Annotated in this window: 17 protein-coding genes; 12 read left to right on the top strand and 5 right to left on the bottom strand. The window is 60.7% G+C overall.

Features of this window, described 5'->3' with window-relative positions:
- Nucleotides 1-154 precede the first annotated feature (154 nt).
- The 9 genes from LOY38_RS27115 (at nt 155) to LOY38_RS27075 (ending at nt 9,575) form a co-directional block, all read left to right on the top strand.
- Nucleotides 155-772 carry an NUDIX domain-containing protein gene (locus LOY38_RS27115; protein ID WP_258697847.1) on the top strand — a complete coding sequence of 206 codons (618 nt, stop codon included), beginning with the start codon at nt 155-157 and terminating at the stop codon, nt 770-772.
- Complete coding sequence (locus LOY38_RS27110; protein WP_007939629.1) at nt 763-1,215, top strand: DUF1249 domain-containing protein; 453 nt, start codon at nt 763-765, stop codon at nt 1,213-1,215. The genes LOY38_RS27115 and LOY38_RS27110 overlap by 10 nt, the downstream gene beginning before the upstream one ends.
- 111 nt (nt 1,216-1,326) lie before the next feature.
- Nucleotides 1,327-2,142, top strand: a complete 816-nt coding sequence (gene cpdA, locus LOY38_RS27105; RefSeq protein ID WP_258697846.1) for a 3',5'-cyclic-AMP phosphodiesterase — start codon at nt 1,327-1,329, stop codon at nt 2,140-2,142.
- Between the two features lie 203 nt (nt 2,143-2,345).
- Nucleotides 2,346-2,954: a YqiA/YcfP family alpha/beta fold hydrolase gene (locus LOY38_RS27100; protein ID WP_258697845.1), complete on the top strand. Its 609-nt coding sequence runs from the start codon at nt 2,346-2,348 to the stop codon at nt 2,952-2,954.
- A gap of 41 nt (nt 2,955-2,995) precedes the next feature.
- Nucleotides 2,996-4,900: a DNA topoisomerase IV subunit B gene (parE, locus tag LOY38_RS27095; protein WP_258697844.1), complete on the top strand. Its 1,905-nt coding sequence runs from the start codon at nt 2,996-2,998 to the stop codon at nt 4,898-4,900.
- Entirely contained in the window at nt 4,900-5,889 is a 990-nt protein-coding gene (locus tag LOY38_RS27090; protein ID WP_258697843.1) for an esterase-like activity of phytase family protein, read from the top strand. The genes parE and LOY38_RS27090 overlap by 1 nt, the downstream gene beginning before the upstream one ends.
- Nucleotides 5,886-6,410: a TIGR02281 family clan AA aspartic protease gene (locus LOY38_RS27085; RefSeq protein WP_258697842.1), complete on the top strand. Its 525-nt coding sequence runs from the start codon at nt 5,886-5,888 to the stop codon at nt 6,408-6,410. The genes LOY38_RS27090 and LOY38_RS27085 overlap by 4 nt, the downstream gene beginning before the upstream one ends.
- Before the next feature lie 7 nt (nt 6,411-6,417).
- Nucleotides 6,418-8,685, top strand: coding sequence for a DNA topoisomerase IV subunit A (parC, locus tag LOY38_RS27080; protein WP_258697841.1), 2,268 nt, complete (start codon nt 6,418-6,420; stop codon nt 8,683-8,685).
- Between the two features lie 176 nt (nt 8,686-8,861).
- Complete coding sequence (locus LOY38_RS27075) at nt 8,862-9,575, top strand: membrane integrity-associated transporter subunit PqiC (RefSeq protein WP_258697840.1); 714 nt, start codon at nt 8,862-8,864, stop codon at nt 9,573-9,575.
- A gap of 378 nt (nt 9,576-9,953) precedes the next feature.
- On the opposite strand, the gene LOY38_RS27070 is transcribed toward LOY38_RS27075, so the two are convergent.
- The gene (locus LOY38_RS27070; protein ID WP_258697839.1) at nt 9,954-11,489 is read right to left on the bottom strand and encodes an AhpA/YtjB family protein; all 1,536 of its coding nucleotides are present in this window, start codon (nt 11,487-11,489) and stop codon (nt 9,954-9,956) included.
- 134 nt (nt 11,490-11,623) lie between these two features.
- On the opposite strand from LOY38_RS27070, the gene serB reads away from it, so the two are divergent.
- Nucleotides 11,624-12,838, top strand: coding sequence for a phosphoserine phosphatase SerB (gene serB, locus LOY38_RS27065; RefSeq protein WP_258697838.1), 1,215 nt, complete (start codon nt 11,624-11,626; stop codon nt 12,836-12,838).
- Between the two features lie 99 nt (nt 12,839-12,937).
- On the opposite strand, the gene LOY38_RS27060 is transcribed toward serB, so the two are convergent.
- From LOY38_RS27060 to LOY38_RS27045, 4 genes are all read right to left on the bottom strand, one after another.
- Nucleotides 12,938-14,728 (bottom strand): molecular chaperone, encoded by a 1,791-nt coding sequence (locus LOY38_RS27060; RefSeq protein ID WP_258697837.1) that lies wholly within the window; start codon nt 14,726-14,728, stop codon nt 12,938-12,940.
- A gap of 135 nt (nt 14,729-14,863) precedes the next feature.
- Complete coding sequence (gene asd, locus LOY38_RS27055; protein ID WP_253417043.1) at nt 14,864-15,724, bottom strand: archaetidylserine decarboxylase; 861 nt, start codon at nt 15,722-15,724, stop codon at nt 14,864-14,866.
- An 18-nt stretch (nt 15,725-15,742) separates the two neighbouring features.
- Nucleotides 15,743-16,558, bottom strand: a complete 816-nt coding sequence (locus LOY38_RS27050) for a rhodanese-like domain-containing protein (RefSeq protein ID WP_258697836.1) — start codon at nt 16,556-16,558, stop codon at nt 15,743-15,745.
- 155 nt (nt 16,559-16,713) lie between these two features.
- A complete protein-coding gene (locus tag LOY38_RS27045; protein WP_258697835.1) occupies nt 16,714-18,246 on the bottom strand; it encodes an HDOD domain-containing protein in 1,533 nt (510 codons plus the stop codon).
- 166 nt (nt 18,247-18,412) lie between these two features.
- Here LOY38_RS27045 and motA point away from each other — a divergent pair, with 166 nt between their 5' ends.
- A complete protein-coding gene (gene motA, locus LOY38_RS27040) occupies nt 18,413-19,264 on the top strand; it encodes a flagellar motor stator protein MotA (RefSeq protein WP_258697834.1) in 852 nt (283 codons plus the stop codon).
- Between the two features lie 3 nt (nt 19,265-19,267).
- On the top strand, nt 19,268-20,314 hold the full coding sequence (gene motB, locus LOY38_RS27035) for a flagellar motor protein MotB (protein WP_258697833.1): 1,047 nt from the start codon (nt 19,268-19,270) through the stop codon (nt 20,312-20,314).
- The last annotated feature ends 68 nt before the right edge of the window (nt 20,315-20,382 follow it).

Raw genomic sequence — 20,382 nt, 5'->3', positions numbered from 1 at the left:
TAAGCTAATTAGAGTTGGTTTCGTCTTCACCGTCTATCCCGCTGACTGTAAAGGGGCTGCATCAAACATCGCGGGCGCGTTAGGATGGCGCGAAGTCGGGGTTGCAAGTAACAAAAAGGAGCCTCGGATCGGATTTGCAGTAAAGAGGATTGTCATGACTGATTTTGCCAACGCCATTCCGACCACCGTTGATATCGTTCGGCGCGAAAAGTGCTACGAGGGCTTCTACAAGCTCGACCGCGTGCACTTGCGCCACGAATTGTTCGCCGGTGGCATGAGTCGCCAGATCAACCGTGAAGTGTTCGTGCGCCACGATGCGGTGTGCGTGCTGCCTTACGATCCACAGCGCGACGAAGTGGTGCTGATCGAGCAGTTTCGCGTCGGCGCCATGGGCAAGACCGATAATCCATGGCTGATCGAACTGGTCGCCGGTCTGATCGACAAGGATGAAATACCGGAAGAAGTTGCTCACCGCGAAGCGCAGGAGGAAGCTGGGCTTGTATTCGGGGCACTCTGGCCGATGACCAAGTATTTTCCATCGCCGGGTGGCAGTAACGAATTTGTGCATTTGTACCTGGGGCGTTGCGACAGTGCCGGGGTTGGCGGCCTGCATGGGCTGGAGGAAGAGGCAGAAGATATTCGCGTCACGGTCTGGGCCTTCGAAGATGCCCTGCAAGCCATGCGCGATGGACGTATTGCCAACGCGGCAAGCATCATTGCCTTGCAATGGCTGGCTTTGAACCGCGTGGAAGTGAGGGGGTTATGGTCGTAAACAAACTGCGCGATCGCTATCGGGTTGACCTCGTGGGGCTGCAAGCCTCCTGCGAGGCCAACTACGCGCGCCTGATGCGACTGTTGCCGGACATGCGCAACGATCCGGCGGCCCGGCGCATTGCCGTGACCCAGGGCGACCAGATGCTTGGCGTACTGGCCCTGGAAGTGCTGCAAGCCTGTCCGTACACCACCACCCTGCAAGTGCGTCAGGAACACAGCTTGCCGTGGTTGCCGGTGCCGCAACTGGAAGTGCAGGTGTACCACGACGCACGGATGGCCGAAGTCATCAGCGCCGAACATGCACGACGCTTTCGCGGCATCTATCCTTACCCGAACGCCGCGATGCATCAGCCGGATGAAAAGGCTCAGCTCAATCTGTTCCTGGGGGAATGGCTGAGTCATTGTCTAGCTTGCGGGCACGAATACGCCGTTGTGCGCTAAGAGCCCTGTGTAGTTGTGAACTGCGTCCGGTTCACAGGTTTCCTCTTTTGATTGTCCCCCAGCATAATTGCGGCACTCATCAATCCCGTGATCACGCCCTGGGAGAACGCCTTGCCGAGCGTATCCACATTGACCACCGCCGATCCGGCGTTGCTGGTGCAACTCTCCGACAGTCATCTGTTTGCCGAGGCGGACGGGACGTTGCTAGGCATGAATACCCGCGACAGCCTGCAACAAGTGATTGAGCTGGTAATGAAGCAGCAGCCGCGAATCGATCTGATGATTGCCAGTGGCGATCTGTCCCAGGACGGCACGCTGGAGTCGTACCAATTGTTTCGTGACCTGACGCGGCAGATCGATGCACCGGGACGCTGGATTCCCGGCAATCATGACGAGCCACGGATCATGGCCGAGGCGGCCGTGCAGAGTGCGCTGCTGGAGCCGGTGGTGGACATCGGCAACTGGCGGGTTACGTTGCTCGACTCTGCCGTGCCGGGGTCGGTGCCGGGGTATTTGCAGGATGAGCAGTTGCAGTTGCTCGTGCGCTCGTTGAGCGAAGCACCGCAACGGCATCATCTGGTGTGTTTCCATCATCATCCGGTGTCGATCGGGTGTGCGTGGATGGAGCCCATTGGATTGCGCAATCCAGAGGCGTTGTTCGCGGTGCTGGATCGCTTTCCTCAAGTTCGCGCAGTGCTTTGGGGGCATGTGCATCAGGAAATTGATCAACTGCGCAATGGCGTTCGCCTGATGGCATCGCCCTCGACCTGCATTCAGTTCGAGCCGGGCAGCGATGATTTCAAGGTAAATGAGCAGGCGCCGGGGTATCGGTGGTTGCGGCTGTTGCCGGATGGCCAGCTCGAGACAGGCGTTGAGCGCATCACCGGTTTCGATTTCCAGATTGATTACGGCTCCAACGGCTACTGATTTATTTGTCATTTCCAAAGACCGAGGCGCGGCCATCGCGGGCAAGCCCGCTCCCACAGGGGATTTGTGAGCGCCTCAGACCCTTGTGGGAGCGGGCTTGCCCGCGATGGCGTCCGCAAAGACGACCCGATTTCTGCGGATATCCCCGATCTCCCCATCTCCCTGTAAACTGCGCCTCTTTACCCGACGCACAGGGCGCTCAAATGTCTGGTTCGATCCTTTATATCCACGGTTTCAACAGCGCGCCGGCGTCGAAAAAGGCCTGCCAGTTGATCAATGTGATGGAACGGCTGGGCTTGAGCGATCAGTTGCGTGTGCCGGCCCTGCATCACCATCCCCGCGAGGCCATTGCTCAGCTGGAGCAGGCGATTGTGGAGCTGGGGCGGCCACTGCTGGTCGGCAGCTCACTCGGCGGCTACTATGCGACTCACCTGGCCGAGCGCCATGGCTTGAAAGCCCTGTTGATCAACCCTGCCGTCAGTCCGCACCGGATGTTCGACGGGTTTCTGGGAACGCAGAAAAACCTGTATACCAATGAGACCTGGGAATTGAGCCACGACCATGTGACGGCCCTGGCCGAGCTGGAAGTGCTGGCGCCCCGGGATCCGCAGCGGTTTCAAGTGTGGTTGCAGACCGGCGACGAAACGCTGGACTATCGCCTCGCCCAGCAATATTACCGGGCCTGTGCCTTGCGCATTCAGGCCGGCGGCGACCATGGTTTCCAGGGTTTTGCCGCGCAACTGCCGACAATATTGAGTTTTGCCGACATCGGCGCAGATTTGTATCAGGCGATCGACTTCACAACACTGTGACGCTTTGCCCCTATTTCAACGAACACTGACGACGAGACCCCATGGCCACTCCCAGCGCTAGCTCTTATAACGCAGACGCCATCGAAGTCCTCTCGGGCCTCGACCCGGTGCGCAAACGCCCCGGCATGTACACCGACACCAGTCGGCCGAACCACCTCGCCCAGGAAGTCATCGACAACAGCGTCGACGAAGCCTTGGCCGGGCATGCGACGTCGGTGCAGGTCATCCTGCACGCCGATCACTCCCTGGAAGTCAGCGATGACGGCCGTGGCATGCCGGTGGACATTCACCCGGAAGAAGGCGTGTCGGGTGTCGAGCTGATCCTCACCAAGCTTCATGCGGGCGGCAAGTTTTCCAACAAGAACTACCAGTTCTCCGGCGGTTTGCACGGGGTGGGTATTTCCGTGGTCAACGCCTTGTCGACCGAAGTCCGGGTGCGCGTAAAGCGCGACGGCAACGAATACCAGATGACTTTCGCCGATGGCTACAAGAAAACCGAGCTGGAAGTGATTGGCACCGTCGGCAAGCGCAACACCGGCACCAGCGTGTTCTTCGCGCCGGACCCGAAGTACTTCGATTCACCGAAATTCTCCATCAGCCGCCTCAAGCATGTGCTCAAGGCCAAGGCCGTTTTGTGCCCAGGGCTGCTGGTCAGTTTTGAAGACAAGGCCACCGGCGAGAAAGTCGAATGGCATTACGAAGACGGCCTGCGCTCCTACCTGGTAGACGCGGTCAGCGAATTCGAACGCCTGCCGGACGAGCCGTTCTGCGGCAGCCTGGCCGGTAACAAAGAAGCGGTCGATTGGGCGCTGCTGTGGTTGCCCGAGGGTGGCGACAGCGTTCAGGAAAGCTACGTCAACCTGATCCCGACAGCCCAGGGCGGTACTCACGTCAACGGTCTGCGTCAGGGCTTGCTCGATGCCATGCGCGAGTTCTGCGAATTCCGCAGCCTGCTGCCGCGCGGCGTGAAGCTGGCGCCGGAAGATGTCTGGGAGCGTATCGCGTTCGTTCTGTCGATGAAGATGCAGGAGCCGCAATTCTCCGGTCAGACCAAAGAGCGTCTGTCATCCCGTGAAGCGGCCGCCTTCGTTTCCGGTGTGGTCAAGGACGCCTTCAGCCTGTGGCTCAACGCTCACCCGGAAACCGGCATGTTGCTGGCGGAGCTGGCGATCAACAACGCCGGCCGTCGTCTTAAGGCCAGCAAGAAAGTCGAGCGCAAGCGCATTACCCAAGGGCCGGCGCTGCCGGGCAAACTCGCCGACTGCGCCGGGCAGGACCCGATGCGTTCCGAGCTGTTCCTGGTGGAAGGTGATTCCGCCGGCGGTTCGGCCAAGCAGGCGCGGGACAAAGAGTTTCAAGCGATCCTGCCGTTGCGCGGCAAGATTCTGAACACCTGGGAAGTCGACGGCAGCGAAGTGCTGGCCAGCCAGGAAGTGCACAACATTGCCGTGGCGATTGGCGTCGACCCGGGCGCGGCGGACATGAGCCAGCTGCGTTACGGCAAGATCTGCATCCTCGCCGACGCCGACTCCGACGGTCTGCACATCGCAACCTTGCTCTGTGCCTTGTTCGTCCAGCATTTCCGCCCGCTGGTGGATGCCGGTCACGTCTACGTCGCCATGCCGCCGCTGTACCGTATCGACCTGGGCAAAGAGATTTACTACGCCCTCGACGAGGCTGAGCGCGACGGTATTCTCGATCGCCTGGTGGCCGAGAAGAAACGCGGCAAGCCGCAGGTCACTCGATTCAAAGGCCTGGGTGAAATGAACCCGCCGCAGCTGCGCGAAACCACCATGGACCCGAACACGCGGCGTCTGGTGCAACTGACGCTGGAAGATTTCGCCGCAACCTCGGAAATGATGGACATGCTGCTGGCGAAAAAACGCGCCGGCGATCGCAAGACCTGGCTGGAATCCAAAGGCAACCTGGCCGAGGTTCTGGGCTGATGCGGTTTGGCTGGGCCCTGGCGTGTGCGTTGCTGCTGACTTCGGTGACGGTTTGCGCGGAGCCTGCACCCGAGCTGCGCCTGTTGTCCGAACATGCTGTCGACGGCATGCGCGGCGGCAATCTGTCGGGGCTGGCCCAGTGTGGCAAGGAGCTGTGGACCGTTTCGGATCGCGACGATGATCAAATCTATCGCCTCGACACCCGCAACAACACCTGGCTAGCCGAAACCGTGCACATCGACGTACCTCTGGTGCCTGACAGCGGTTTGCCCTGGGGCTTGCGTTCGCGGACCTGGGTGGCGTCGTTCGTGCGGGGCGGGGATCTGGATTTCGAAGGCATCACTTGCGACAGCGCCGGCAACCGGTACGTCGTCAGCGAAGCCCACGCCGCGGTGCTGCAAGTCCCGCCAATCGGGCCGGCGTCCTGGCTGAAAATCTCGCCGATGCTGGTTCGCGAAGCGCGGGCCAGCGGCATGCTGTTGCACTTCAATGCGTTGCTCGAAGGCCTGGCGATCAATTCGGCCGGTGACACGCTGTGGCTGGCCGCCGAACGTGAGCGCCGCGGTTTGCTGCTGATCAAGCGCCAGCAAACGGTCTGGGACTGCAACGGTGGCTGTGCGCTGCTGAGTGAGGCCGGGGTGGAAATGCAGCCAGCGCAATTTCCCAAGGCCAAAGCGGTCTCCCGGGATTTTGCCGATCTGTCACTGTTCGACGGCAAGCTGTTTACCCTCGAACGCAACGCCTTTCAGGTCTGCCGCCGTGATGCGGTGACCGCCAAGGTCGAGCGTTGCTGGTCGTTTGCCGCCGAGGCCTTCCAGGAAAACCGTCGTTATTCACAGGCCTATGGGCTGGCGGAAGCGCTGGTGGTGGATGCCGACGGTGCCTGGATCGGCATTGATAACAACGACGGTGCACGTAACGACGGCGAAAAACGCCCGATTGTCTGGCGCTTTGCCGCGCCTGAAGGTGGCTGGAGTGCCAAGCCATGAGTCAGCAACCGCCGGGCAAACGCGCCGGCCGGGTGTTGATGATACTGGCATGGTGCGCCGCGCTGTTTCTGGCGACGCGGTTCTTTGGTCAGTGGGAGGAACGTCAGCAAAATCCCAACACCGTCGTCAGCTCTGAGCAGGGCGAAGGTTTTATCGAAGTGAAGCTGATCAGCAACAGCCAGGGGCATTTTGTCGCCACTGGCCAGATCAACGGCAAGGCCGTGGATTTCATGCTCGATACCGGTGCGACCGATGTGTCGATCCCGGCCGAAGTGGCCGAACGGCTGAAACTGGAAAAAGGCTTCGGGGTGACCCTGAGCACGGCCAATGGCTTGAGCGAGGGTTATCGAACCCGTCTCGACCGGCTGCAACTGGGGGGCATCGTGCTGCGTGACGTTCGCGCGCTGGTGGCGCCCGGTTTGCACGGCAATCAGGTGCTGCTCGGCATGAGCGCACTGAACAAACTTGAATTTACCCAGCGCGGTGGCACCATGCTGCTGCGCCAGACAACGAACCGATGAGGCCCGCATGAGCGACTCCCTTGATCTCAGCCTGGACGGTGTAGAACGCCGGTCACTGGCTGACTTCACCGAAAATGCCTACCTCAACTACTCCATGTACGTGATCATGGACCGTGCCCTGCCGCATATCGGCGACGGCCTGAAACCGGTACAGCGGCGCATCATCTATGCGATGAGCGAGTTGGGGCTGGACGCTGATTCCAAGCACAAGAAGTCGGCGCGTACCGTCGGTGACGTGCTCGGTAAGTTCCACCCTCACGGCGACTCGGCGTGCTATGAAGCCATGGTGCTGATGGCCCAGCCGTTCAGCTACCGCTATACGCTGGTCGACGGCCAGGGTAACTGGGGTGCGCCGGACGATCCGAAGTCCTTCGCCGCCATGCGTTACACCGAAGCGCGGCTGTCGCGTTATTCCGAAGTGCTGCTCAGCGAACTGGGCCAGGGCACCGCGGACTGGGGCCCGAACTTCGACGGCACGCTGGAAGAACCTTTGGTGTTGCCGGCCCGTTTGCCGAACATCCTGCTCAACGGCACCACCGGTATTGCCGTGGGCATGGCCACCGACGTGCCGCCGCACAACCTGCGCGAAGTCGCGACGGCGTGCGTGCGCTTGCTCGATGAGCCCAAAGCCACGGTCGAACAACTCTGCGAACACATCCAGGGCCCGGATTACCCGACCGAAGCGGAAATCATTACGCCGCGCGCCGATCTGCTGAAAATCTACGAAACCGGCAAGGGCTCGGTGCGCATGCGCGCCGTGTACCACATTGAAGACGGCGACATCATCGTCACCGCGCTGCCGCACCAAGTGTCCGGAGCCAAGGTGCTGGAACAGATCGCGGGCATGATGCAGGCCAAGCCTTCCAAGGCTCCGCAGATCGCTGACCTGCGCGACGAGTCCGACCACGAAAACCCATGCCGCATCGTGATCATTCCCGCTGTGCGCAAAAACTTCGATCACGACGCGCTGATGCAGCACCTGTTCGCCAGCACCGAGCTGGAGTCGAGCTACCGGGTCAACATCAACATCATCGGCCTGGACGGCAAGCCGCAGCTGAAAAACCTGCGGGCCTTGCTGGTCGAGTGGCTGGAGTTCCGGGTGCAGACCGTGCGTCGCCGCCTGCAATTTCGCCTGGACAAGGTTGAGCGTCGCCTGCACCTGTTGGACGGTTTGTTGATCGCTTACCTCAATCTGGATGAAGTAATTCACATCATCCGCACCGAGGAGCACCCGAAAGCCGCACTGATCGAGCGTTTCGCCCTGAGCGAAATCCAGGCCGACTACATCCTCGATACCCGTTTGCGCCAGTTGGCGCGACTGGAAGAGATGAAACTGCGTGCCGAGCAGGATGAACTGCTCAAGGAACAAGCCAAGCTGCAAGCGCTGCTGAGCAGCGAAGCCAAGCTGAAAAAACTGGTACGCACCGAGCTGATCAAGGACGCCGAAACCTACGGCGACGACCGTCGTTCGCCGATTGTCGAGCGCGCCGAGGCCAAGGCCCTGACCGAGCACGATCTGCTGCCGAACGAGAAAGTGACGGTCGTGCTGTCGGAAAAAGGCTGGGTTCGTTCGGCCAAGGGGCACGAAATCGACGCCACCGGGCTTTCCTACAAGGCCGGGGACGGCTTCAAGGCCTTGGCGGCCGGTCGCTCCAACCAGTTTGCAGTGTTTATCGATTCCACCGGCCGCAGTTATTCGGTCGCGGCCCACACCTTGCCCTCGGCCCGTGGCCAGGGCGAGCCGCTGACCGGCCGCCTGACACCGCCGCCAGGGGCGAGTTTCGAATGCGTGCTGATGCCTGAAGACGATTCGCTGTATGTGATCGCCTCTGACGCCGGTTACGGTTTCGTGGTCAAGGGTGAAGACCTGCAAGCCAAGAACAAGGCGGGCAAGGCCCTGTTGAGCCTGCCAAACAACGCCAAAGTGATTCTGCCGCGTCCGGTGGTCGATCGTGAGCACAACTGGCTGGCCTCGGTGACCACCGAGGGTCGCCTGCTGATCTTCAAAATCAGCGATCTGCCACAATTAGGTAAAGGTAAAGGGAATAAGATCATCGGGATTTCCGGTGAACGTGTTGCCAGTCGCGAAGAATATGTCACGGACATCGCCGTTTTGCCGGAAGGTGCCACCTTGGTACTGCAGGCCGGAAAACGTACCTTGTCGCTGAAAGCGGACGACCTCGAACACTACAAAGGTGAGCGTGGGCGTCGCGGCAACAAACTGCCACGTGGCTTTCAGAGGGTGGATGCGCTGTTCGTCGAAAACCTCAATTAAGCGTCCTAGAGCGCTCGATCTACGATTTAACGCGTAGATCGACGCTTTGGCGCTGGAGTCGGAACGCATATTCACGGATGATATGGCCTTTCAAGCGCCGGCGTGGCCGAGCGTTCTTCATATTTTTTGAGTATTTTCACTGTGGTGAGCCTTGTGGCAGCCACCTGGATGGGACGATGACTGCTCTGCGCCTTCCTTTTATTTTGATGCTCGCTGGCGTTCTTGGCCTGGCGGGTTGCAGCGTGCACCAGCCAGTGTCGCTGTATCAGCTGGACAGCGGAAGTCCGGCACAGCCTGCGCAAAGCGCCGGCATGGCGGTATTGCTGGGCCCGGTAACGGTTGCTGATTATCTGCAACGCGAAACCTTGTTGCAGCGTCAGCCGGATGGCAGCCTGCAAGCGTCGGCCGATGGCCGGTGGGCGGGCAGCCTGTCGTCGGATATCGATCAGTTGTTGCTGCGTCAGATCGCCGGTCATCTGGACAGCCAACGCGTTGTTCTGGCACCCGCGACAGTGGGCTTTACTCCGGATGTTCAGGTTCTGCTGACCATCACGCGTCTGGACTCGGGTGAGTCGCAACCGGCAATTCTTGATGCGCAATGGCGCCTGATCGACCGTCGTGGTCAGGTGCGTGATAACCGCATCATTCATCTGCAGGAACAGCACGCTGGCGGGACTGCGGCTCAGGTTCAGGCTCAAGGCGTATTGCTGCAGCGTCTGGCCGAGCAACTGTCGACAGCGCTCAAGCCACTGGCCAACCAGCCACCCATCGCCGAAGCACCCCGCAAACCGGCTGCCAAGCCTGTAGCGCCGACGGCAGAGCCGGAAAAACAACCAAAAATCCCGATGGCTTCACCGATTCGCACGGATATGGAAGTGTTCAGGTTCTAAGCCTGGATGGATTCGAAACAAGGCCCGCGTAAATGCGGGCCTTGTTGTTTCTGCAGGTTGGGGATCTGCGGTGCCGCTGCCGGCCCCATCGTGGGCAAGCCCGCTCCCGCGCTGACCCCTGCGAATACAGAACCTGTGTAAGACAGAAACCCCCTGTGGGAGCGGGCTTGCCCGCGATGGGGCCGGAACAGGCAACAAAAAGCCCAGATCAAAAGATCGCAGCCTTCGGCAGCTCCTACAGGGACCGTGTAGACCGCGTTTGCAGGTGTATGCGAACTTTGTAGGAGCTGCCGAAGGCTGCGATCTTTTCAGACGGTCACCAAAAAGCCCGCAGACAATCACTTGCCTGCGGGCTTCTTTATAACGGGAACTGTGGTGTTACGCCCGGCGTTCGTGCATCCGTGCCAGTTGCCGCTCCAGCATCGACGGATAAGGCTCCATCAAGCGTTCTACGCAGCACGCACCCTCTGGGCTTGCGATTGGGCGGATCCGTGCACGCTGACGAATCAGCGCATCGTCGCTGATCTTGCGCTCCACCAGCAGCAGGTTGCGGCTGTGTTGCGACAGGGCCAGTGCATCCTGAGCGGTTTCAGTCAGCAGCAGGTCGATCTGGCTCAGACCGAACAACTCGTCGCCGAGGGTCAGGCCCAGCTGCAATTGCAGGGTGATGCCGCTGTCGGCGACTTCGATCTGCAACTGATGGCCCAGGGCTCGCAGCAACTCACCGCAGCAGATGGCGTTGGTCAGGTAGTCATCGCCGCTGTCTTCGGTGTGGAACAGCATCAGCGTGCTGCCATCGTTCAGGGTGTGCAGTTCGCTCTGGTAAAGCGACGCGGCCTGATCGAGGCAATCGCGGTAGCGTTTGAGCAGTTCTTCCAGGCGTGCGCGGGGCAGGCGACGCAACTGATCCTGTGCGCCCAGTTGCACCGCCAGTACCGCGCTGTGCTGAGGCACGTTCGATACCTGCGACTTTGCGACGGGGGTTGGCGCGCTGTCTGCCGAGTCGTCACGCAGATCGGCAAACGGATCCTCGTCGTCCTCGTCGTCTTCGACCGTGCTGACAATACGCCGTGGCGCAGGCTTAAGGCCGGCGACAGGCTTGGTTTCATCGAAACTCGGATCGCGCAGGTTACGGACTTCGAAGGTCGGCTCGCTAGCGTCGGCGTCTTCGTAATCGCTGTCGTCGTATTCCGGTTCCGGCGCGGGCTCAGGCTCGGCCGGCTCCGGCGCGAAATTGGCGTGCAGCTGACGAGCCAAATCGCCGATTTCATCCTGGCGCCCGGTGGCCGGGGTGTATTCGTCGATATTGCGCAGCCACACTCGCAATTGCAGCAGTGGCGTAGAAATGTGCCGGCCCAGACGCAGACTCAAGGCCAGGGACAGCGCCAGCAGTATCGCACTCAGAATGCCCATGCTTTGCAGGCTGATGGTCATCGGCTGCTGGAACTGATCCATGTCCAGGCTGATGCGCAGTTGCCCGGCGGTCACGTCCTGGAAGGTGATCTTGCTCTGGTACATGCCCTCGGCTTCGCCCAGCAGGCTATGCTTGGGACGCTGACCGGCTTCGGCGAGGATGCGGTTATCCACGCTGTAGATGGCGGCATGGGCCACCAGTTTGTTCTTGGTCAGGTTGTTGAGCAGCACGTTCAGGCTGAGGATGTCGTTGGACACCAACAGCTCCGTGGCCGACGTAGCGGTCTGGGTGGTCAGGCTTTCGCCCAGGGCATCCGCCTGCTCATGCATGGCCTGCTTGAACTGCAAACCCATCACGCAGGCATAGATCACCAGGGCCAGAGCGACCAGGATCACGTTATGGCTGGCAATGCGCAATGCAATCGGTACACGGCGATGACGCAGTGCCCGGAAGATCAGCAGAAAGAAGTTATCGGTTTTTACTGGCGTGGGCCGGTTCACTTGAGCTCGGCTCTTTGTCCGTGAAGTTGACGCGCAGTATAGCGACAGGCCTTGGACCGTCAAAGCGCTCGCGGTGCCCGATGGTCACTGAAAATGGGTAGAATGCGGTTTTTTTCCACCTGCGGGGGTGCGCCTTGCGCGAAATCGTCCTGATAAACATCACGGGAGTCGACCGTCCGGGTCTGACTGCGGCCATTACCGGCGTTCTGGCCCAGGGTGGTGTGAACATTCTCGACATCGGTCAGGCGGTGATCCACGACACCCTGTCGTTCGGCATCCTGGTTGAAATTCCCGATACCGAACAAGGTAACTCGGTGCTCAAGGACATCCTGTTCAAAGGCTATGAGCTTGAGCAACAGGTGCGTTTCACGCCGGTGTCCGAAGCGGACTACCAGCTGTGGGTCGGCAATCAGGGCAAGAAACGCCACATCGTCACCCTGCTGACCCGCAAAGTGACCGCCGAGCAATTGCAGCGTGTGAGTTCGATCACCGCCAAATATGGTTTGAATATCGACCATATCGATCGCCTGTCCGGGCGCATGCCGCTCGATACCCCGGCCGACAAGGGCAAGGGCTGCATCGAGTTTTCCGTGCGCGGCGAGGCGGCTGATCCGCAAGCACTGCGGGCCGAGTTCCTCAGCGTTGCTCAAGAGCTGAACGTCGACATCGCCTTCCAGGAAGACTCGCTGTTCCGCCGTAACCGTCGTCTGGCGGTGTTCGACATGGACTCGACGCTGATCGAAGCCGAAGTCATCGACGAACTGGCCAAGGCCGCCGGCGTGGGCGATCAGGTTTCCGCGATCACCGAACGGGCGATGGCCGGCGAACTGGACTTCCGCGCCAGCTTCAAGGAGCGCCTGGCCCTGTTGCAAGGGCTGGACGTCAGCGTGCTGGACTCCATCGGCGCTTCCCTGCGCCTGACCGAAGGCGCCGAAACCCTGTTCGCCGAACTCAAGCGTCTGGGCTACAAGACGGCGATTCTGTCGGGCGGTTTCACCTACTTCGCCAAGCAATTGCAGGCCAAGCTGGGTATCGACTATGTGTTCGCCAACGAACTGGAAGTGGTCGACGGTAAGGTGACTGGCGTGGCGGTCGAACCGATTGTCGATGCGCAACGCAAGGCGGATCTGCTGCGTGAGCTGGCGCATAAGGAAGGTTTGCGTCTGGAGCAGACGATTGCCGTGGGTGACGGCGCCAACGATCTGCCGATGCTGGCGATTGCCGGGCTGGGCGTGGCGTTTCGCGCCAAGCCGCTGGTCAAGCAATCGGCGAAGCAGGCGATTTCCACCCTTGGGCTGGATGGGGTGCTGTATCTGCTGGGCTTCCGGGATCGCGACGGGCAGCTCTAAAAAGATCAAAAGATCGCAGCCTTCGGCAGCTCCTACATGGGTATGTGAACACCTGTAGGAGCTGCCGAAGGCTGCGATCTTTTGCTTTTGGGTTCCCCGTTACAGCGACTTCCACAACGAATCAAACTCTTGCGCTGCGCCGACCACGCCGCTCCCCGCGGCGTTTTCGTTTTTGGCCGCCTCAAGCGAACGGTAGGCAAACTGATTAAAACTGTTGGTGCTCGCCAGTCGTCGCTCCAGCCCGGCCCGGTGTTCCTGGCCGTTGGTATTGATCAGCACCTTATTGCCTTCCTGGAATGGCAGGCGCGGAGTCAGCAGGGTGGCCGGCAGTTCAATGGCGCTGATGGCGGGTAGCAACAGCCCGCGCAAGTACTGGCTATGCTCGTCACCGGAGCGCATCAGTTGCAAGCCGCAGGGTTCGGCACAAGGCGCCATCTGCTCGATACCCATCTGTGTACCGCCGCCCCGCACCTGGCGGATCCAGCGCACCACTGCAATGCTCCAGCCTTGCCCCGCGGTGTCCTCGATACCGACTATCTCGCCGGCCTGTAGCTCGGCGGGCACTGCGCCAGGCCAGCCCAGGCAATAACCGCCAGGGCTGTGATTGATCACCGCCAGCACATAGGTCGGGAAATGCTGTTGGCGGTCGGCTGCCTCATGGCTGTCATCGTTCTGAAGGTGCGGGTATTCGATCTCTTCGTAGGGCAGCAGTGTGTCGGCGGTGCCTTGGGGGGCGGCGTCGAAGGCCTGGCTCCATTGGTCTTTGGCGCGACCTGTCGGGGCGGTAGCCGAGAATTGCGCGGGGCGGGCGCCGGGTTTTTTCAGGATGTCATTGAACGATCGGTGCCCGCCGAGATAAAAGTGCAACGCACTCATGCCCACGCACAGGGTCAACGTGCCGTGGCCGACGGTGCGCTGGAAACTGCGCTCGGCGGCCTGGCTCCAGGCGGCATGCAGGTGTTGCAGCGTATCCAGATTCAGCCCCGCCGGAACGGGCAGCGGCGATGCCTTGTCGGCCGACTGTTGCAGATGGGTTTCGATGGCTGCGACGAGGGGCTGCGGGTCGATCCCCAGCAAGCTCTCCTGTTGTTCAGCCAGGAACTTGGAGCGATAACGCGGACCGCTGTCGAGATCCGGGGCGACGGCAAACAGCCCGCTGTCCGGTTGGGCCGGTTGCAGTTTGATCCATTGGCTCCAGGGTTCCAGCACCTCGGCGAGCCGGGTGATCTGGTTCTGGCGCAGTTGATTGCAGCGTGCAGCACCCAGCAGAAGGGCGACGACGTAAGTTTGCTCGATGCTGAGCTTTTGCGTCTGGCTGGCCAGTTCATCACGCACGCTCGTATTTTGCAGTTGGTACTGACAGCCGATCCGGTACAGCTGATGCAGTTCCAGCCACAGACCTTCGGGCACCGGACAATAGAGCTCTGTGGCGCGGATCAACGCGCCGTTCAGGCAATGGATGGCCCGTTGCAACGCCTGGGTCAGCAGCGACGCACGGTCTTTGCTCAAGCGCGGTGCGATGCGGATGACGATCTGCTTGTAGCCGATCGCCAAGTGGCTTTGCAGCGCCTGGCAAAGGTTGGCGATCTTGCGCGAACGCTCGTCGAGCACAATCGTCTGATGCAGAAAATGCCGCTCCAGGTGCTTGCAGACGTAATACACCTCGGGCCGCAGCAGTTCGAGCAATTGCAGGCGATTGTCACTGGGTGTGAGCAGTTGATTGAGTTCGCTCAAGCCTTGGTACAACTGGCGGGCGGTTTCGCCGATGTTGGCTTTGGGCAGGTTGGCGATCCAGCGCTTGAGGTCGCGAGGCGTGGCTTCGCAGAAAGACAGGCGCGACTGCGTCGGGATCGGTGCGCGTAGCAGCAGGGCAGGATTGGTGTCATTCATGCCGTAGACAAACTCCGACCAGGAAATGGGCAACGAATGACTTTGACTGTAGCAGCTAAGAGCGCTGGAGGAGGGGGCGCAGCAGGAGGAAATGTCCGACCCCACGAAAGATGTTCGTGGGGTCGGATCGAGGGGTCAGGCGGTTGGCAAGCCGATGCCCTGGCCCATCTGCACGGGCGAAAGAGCGCCCAGCCCTTCAGCCCATTTCACTTGATCCGGCCCGAACAGCACGACAGCTGTAGAGCCGAGTTTGAAACGACCCAGTTCCGCACCTTTCTCCAGATGGATCGGCGCACGGGCCGCTTCATCATAACGGAAGGTTTTCAACTCGCGCTTGGGCGGTGTCACCAAACCGGCCCAGACGGTTTCGATCGACGCCACAATCATCGCGCCCACCAGCACCACGGCCATCGGCCCGCGCTCGGTGTCGAAAATGCACGCCACACGCTCGTTGCGGGCGAACAGTTCCGGAACGTTTTCAGCGGTGGTCTGGTTGACCGAGAAGATGCGGCCGGGGATGTAGACCATCTCGCGCAGGGTGCCGGCCAGCGGCATGTGTACGCGGTGGTAATCCTTGGGCGACAGGTAAATGGTGGCGAAATCACCGCCCATGAATGGCGCAGCGTTGGCCGCGTCACCCCCCAGCAGTTCCAGCACGCTGAAACTGTGGCCCTTGGCCTGGAAGACACGACCGTGTTCGATCGGGCCGAGCTGGCTGACGGCGCCGTCGGCGGGGCTGAGGATCGCGCCCGGGGTTGGGTCCAGCGGGCGAGCGCCATCTTTCAAGGCGCGGGTGAAGAACGCATTGAAGTGCTCGTAAGCCGTCAGGTCCTCGACCAGCGCCTGGGACATGTCCACCTGATAACGCTTGGCGAACCAGGCGGTAAAGGCGTTCTTGAACCAGCGCACGCGGCATTCGGCAATGCAGCCGGCCAGTCGCGAGAGCAAGTGGTGGGGCAGCAGGTATTGGCTGAGGATAAACAAACGCTTATTCATTAACTGTCCTTAAAAACCTTAAATCTCTACGGGCGTGTCGGGATGGTTGCCCCATTCGCCCCAGGAACCGGCGTAGCCTTTGACTCGCGGATAACCGAGTGCCTTGGCCACCAGATAAGTGAAGCCAGAGCGATGGTGAGTCTGGCAGTGGGTAATGACTTCTTTGTCTTTGGTGATACCGAGCTGTTCCAGGATTTTCGGCATGTCGGTGCGGATGCGCAGGTTGCGCGCCTGATCCATGCCGGCGGTCCATTCGAAATTGACCGCGCCGGGAATGTGCCCGCCTTTGGCTGCCAGCACTTTTTCGCCGGAGTATTCCAGTGGTCCGCGCGCGTCCCAGATCGCCAGATCGGCGGCACCGAGACGACTTTGCAGGTATTCGCGGGTGGCGGTGGGTTCGTCGTGCAGGGTCAGGGTGACCGGGCCGCCGACCACAGGCGGGATCTGGATCGACATGGGCAAGCCTTCTGCCAGCCAGGCCGGCAGACCGCCGTCGATATAGTGATAGTTACTGTGGCCGATGACATCCAGCAGCCAGATAAAGCGCCCGGCCCAACCGCCGCCTTCGTCGTCATAGACGACGTAGACCGCATCGGGGTTGTGCCCCAGTTCGCCGAACAATGCTTCAAGAGCGGCTTGGGTCGGTAGCAGGCCTGGCGCAGGCGCCTGGCCAAGTTGAGTGCGCTTTGGATCGACAAAGCGTGCGCCGGGGATATGCCCTGCGGCATAGCGTGCGCTGCTGGTCAGGTCCACCAGAATCAGTTCGCGGGCGTCGAGACGCGGGAGCAGGTCGCCCGGTTCGATTACCAGCGCCAAGCCAGAGAAGTCAGACATGTGAGGTCTCCAGAGCACAAAGGGGAGGATTGTAGCGCAGCGTCATGAGGGCCTGTTATCAGTTATTTCGGCACAGGAAACAACGGATGGCCAGGCTCTGTGGCGAGGGGGCAAGCCCCCTAGCCACAGGTCTTGGCCTTCACTTAACTGACCGGCTAGCGGTGGCTAAAACTGTGCAGGGCCTTTTCGATGCACTGCGCGGTTTTGCCGAAAGCTTGCACGGTGATTTCCGAGAACGGCCCACCGCCCTGATCCGCCACCACGATCATGATCACCCGGCCGTTGTTGACCAGTGAGCGCAGCAGCAAGTGTTCGCCACCGAATTGTTTACGCAGGCTGGTCGGCAACAGGGCCGAGAATTGTGCATTGTTGGCCGGCGTCAGGCGCACCTGGGCCTGTTGCGCGAGCAGGCGTTGCAGCACGGTGCTCTGGCTGACTATCAGGTTCAGACCGGCGACTTCCTTTGGCAGACCGGCGGTCTGCTGCACACGCAGATTAGCGTGTGTGCGATCGGCCATCAGGATCATCACCCGCCGCATGCCGCACGCCACCAGAGCGTCTCGGGCAGATGTGGTCAAGTGCATGGCATTGGTAAAGCGGCTTGGCTTCACCAGCAATTCGGCACATTGCTTACGCCACTTCGCCAGGTCCTCGGCAGTCGGCGCCGCTGCTGGCAGCAAACCGGCGTGCACGCGATTCGTGCCCCACGGCCAGATCAGCGCGACGGCCGGGTGCCAGAGGTCCGGCATGGCGTGATGGCGGGCGCTGTTGGCGGCTTGCTGGTGCAATTGTTGCTGCACTTCATCCATCGGCATTTGCAGGTAAAGACTGGTGAGGTACTGCCAACGCTCACAGTGGGGACTGTCCCAGGCCTGTTGAGCCGACAACGCCAGCCCGTTGGCCAGCAGCACGGTATTGGCTGGCTGATTGAGCCAGCGGCGCAGCGTCGGGTCGTCGTCGAGGCGGTTCTGTTGGCGCAGCGGGTGATCGTTGTCGCGAGCGATGCGCAGGACTTTCACCAGTTCACGTTGCTCGCTGCGCAGCAGTCGATAACCCTGCTGGACCCAGATCGGCAAACGCCAGGTGTCCACCAGCGCCAGACAGATTTCCAGCAGGCGCACGCCGAACAATTGCTGTTCGACTTTGCGTGCCGACTCGCCTTTATGGATGACCCGCAATTCCCACTCTTCAAGCAACTGCGGATGGGTCAACGCCATGGGCCACAGCGGTGAAAGAAACAGCAGGCTGCCCCAATGGATGTCCTGCCACAACCGCGCCAGGCGACTGGCAAAAAAACCGTTGGCCTGTTGGGTGGCGTGCTGGCTGATCAGCTGAAGCTGGCGCAGGGCGATGGGGATCTGCGAGTGGGGTTCGGCGGGCAGGCGCTCGAGCAATTCTTCGGTGCGTTTCAAGCCGAGGCGATTGATCGCCACCTCAAGGTTCTCGGCAGGCTCGGTCAAGCTGCCATGGGTGTGGCGATTGGCTTCGCGAATCACGCTCAAGACCAGGGCCGGGCTGTCCTGCATCAGTTCGGCGATGTCGCGCAGTGAGCTGCGGCTATCGCGGATGGCTTTGCAGACGCGGTCGTGGCTGGCTTGCGGAACCGGCAGGCGCACGCCATCGAGAAGCTTGACCCAGCCTTCGAGTGTGGTCGGTTTTGGTGTTGGGACGTTCGTTTCGTTAGCCATGTCTGGACGCGATCATCGTCTGCATTACCTATGCCCGGTGCGGGTCAAATTGGCTTTTCGCCTGAACTGGCTATAGTCTGGCGCAGTTTTGCCGATAAGTAGAAGAAGAGATTTTTTAACTTCCGAATATGACCTTGAACCCGACTCAGTAAGTGCTCTCCTACCTATGGCTAAAATTATCGGCATCATTGTCGTATTCGCGAGCGTGCTCGGCGGATACGTGCTTTCCCACGGCAAGATTGCCGCCCTCATCCAGCCTTTCGAGGTGATGATTATCGGTGGCGCAGCCCTTGGCGCATTCCTGCAGGCCAACCCCGGTCATATGACGATGCACGTGCTCAAGAAGTCCTTGGGCATGTTCAGTTCGCGTTTCAACCACACCTTCTACCTGGAAGTGCTGGGGCTGATTTACGAGATCCTCAACAAGAGCCGTCGCGAAGGCATGATGGCGATCGAAGGTGACATCGAAGATGCCGCCGCGAGCCCGATCTTCGCCAAGTACCCGGCAGTGCTCAAAGACGAGCGCATGACCGCGTTCATTTGCGATTACCTGCGCATCATGTCCTCCGGCAACATGGCTCCCCATGAGCTCGAAGGCCTGTTCGACATGGAACTCTACAGCCTCAAGGAAGACCTCGAGCACCCGTCCCACGCGGTGAACGGCATCGCCGACGCCATGCCCGGTTTCGGTATCGTCGCGGCGGTATTGGGGATCGTGGTGACCATGGCGTCCCTGGGCGAAGGCGACCAGAAATCCATCGGTCTGCACGTGGGTGCGGCACTGGTCGGTACCTTCTTCGGTATTCTCGCGGCCTACGGTTTCTTTGGTCCGCTGGCCAACTCCCTGGCTCACGATGCCAAGGAAGAACTGAACATCTACGAAGCCATCAAGGCTTCGCTGGTGGCTTCGGCTTCCGGGATGCCGCCGTCGCTGGCGGTGGAGTTCGGTCGCAAGGTTCTGTACCCGGCGCACCGTCCTAGCTTCGCTGAGCTGGAACAAGCGGTTCGCGGTCGCTAAGTCATGGAAAATAACCAGCCGATAATCATCAAGCGCGTCAAGCGCATCGCCGGCGGGCATCACGGGGGCGCCTGGAAAATCGCCTTCGCGGACTTCGCGACGGCGATGATGGCGTTCTTCCTGGTGTTGTGGCTGCTGTCCACCGCGACGCCTGAACAGAAGATTGCCATCGCCGGTTACTTCAAGGACCCGGTCGGGTTTTCCGAAAGCGGCACGCCGTACATCATCGACTTGGGCGGCACGCCGACCCTGGCGCCGGAGAACACCCTCAACCCCGAGGTGAAATCTCAGCCGCAGCCAGACAAGGTGACCATCGACGCCGAGCAGGTTGAAGGCATGGCCGAGCAGGTCGAGAAGGAACGTCTCGAACTGTTGCTGCAAGAACTGCAGAACAAGGTCGAAGAGAACCCGCAACTGAAGAAATTCAAGGACCAGATTCTGTTCGAAATCACGCCGGACGGTTTACGCATCCAGATCGTGGACGCCGAAAACCGCCCGATGTTCGACTCCGGCAGTGCCCGTCTGAAACCGTACTTCGAAGACATCCTGCTGGCCATGGCCGACACCATCAAAGCGGTGCCGAACAAGATCAGCATCAGCGGCCACACCGATGCCAAGCCGTACTCGGGCACCGGCGACTTCGGTAACTGGGAGCTCTCGGCCAACCGCGCCAACGCAGCTCGTCGCGCGTTGGTCGCCGGCAGCTATCCGGACGCTCAGGTAGCGCGCGTCGTGGGTTATGCCTCGTCGGCGCTGTTCGACCGGGAGAACCCGTTCAACCCGGTCAACCGTCGGATCGACATCATCGTGCTGACCAAGAAAGCCCAGCGTGCCATCGAAGGTTCGCAAGGTGCGGAACCGGCGCCAGCGCCGACGCAGGGGCAGGGCGGGCCGGGCGAAGTGCCCGCGCCGCCAGCCGATCCGAACGCATTGCCGGCGGATAAAGAACCGCTGCCGGCCCATGAGCTTCGTGAGCGTTTGAATCTGTTTGATGCTCCTGCGCCAAAGTCGGGTGAGCCGGCCAAACCTGCTGTACCGCCCAAGCAATAACCTGCAAAAAAGCCACGATAGTCGTGGCTTTTTTGTTTCTGGCTGCGTCAGTGCAGCGTCGCAATGAC

Origin of the sequence: Pseudomonas sp. B21-015, from assembly GCF_024749285.1 — a bacterium.
Classification (GTDB): domain Bacteria; phylum Pseudomonadota; class Gammaproteobacteria; order Pseudomonadales; family Pseudomonadaceae; genus Aquipseudomonas.
Note: the sequence above shows the minus strand (reverse complement) of the source record. Positions and strands in the feature narration are given on the sequence as shown.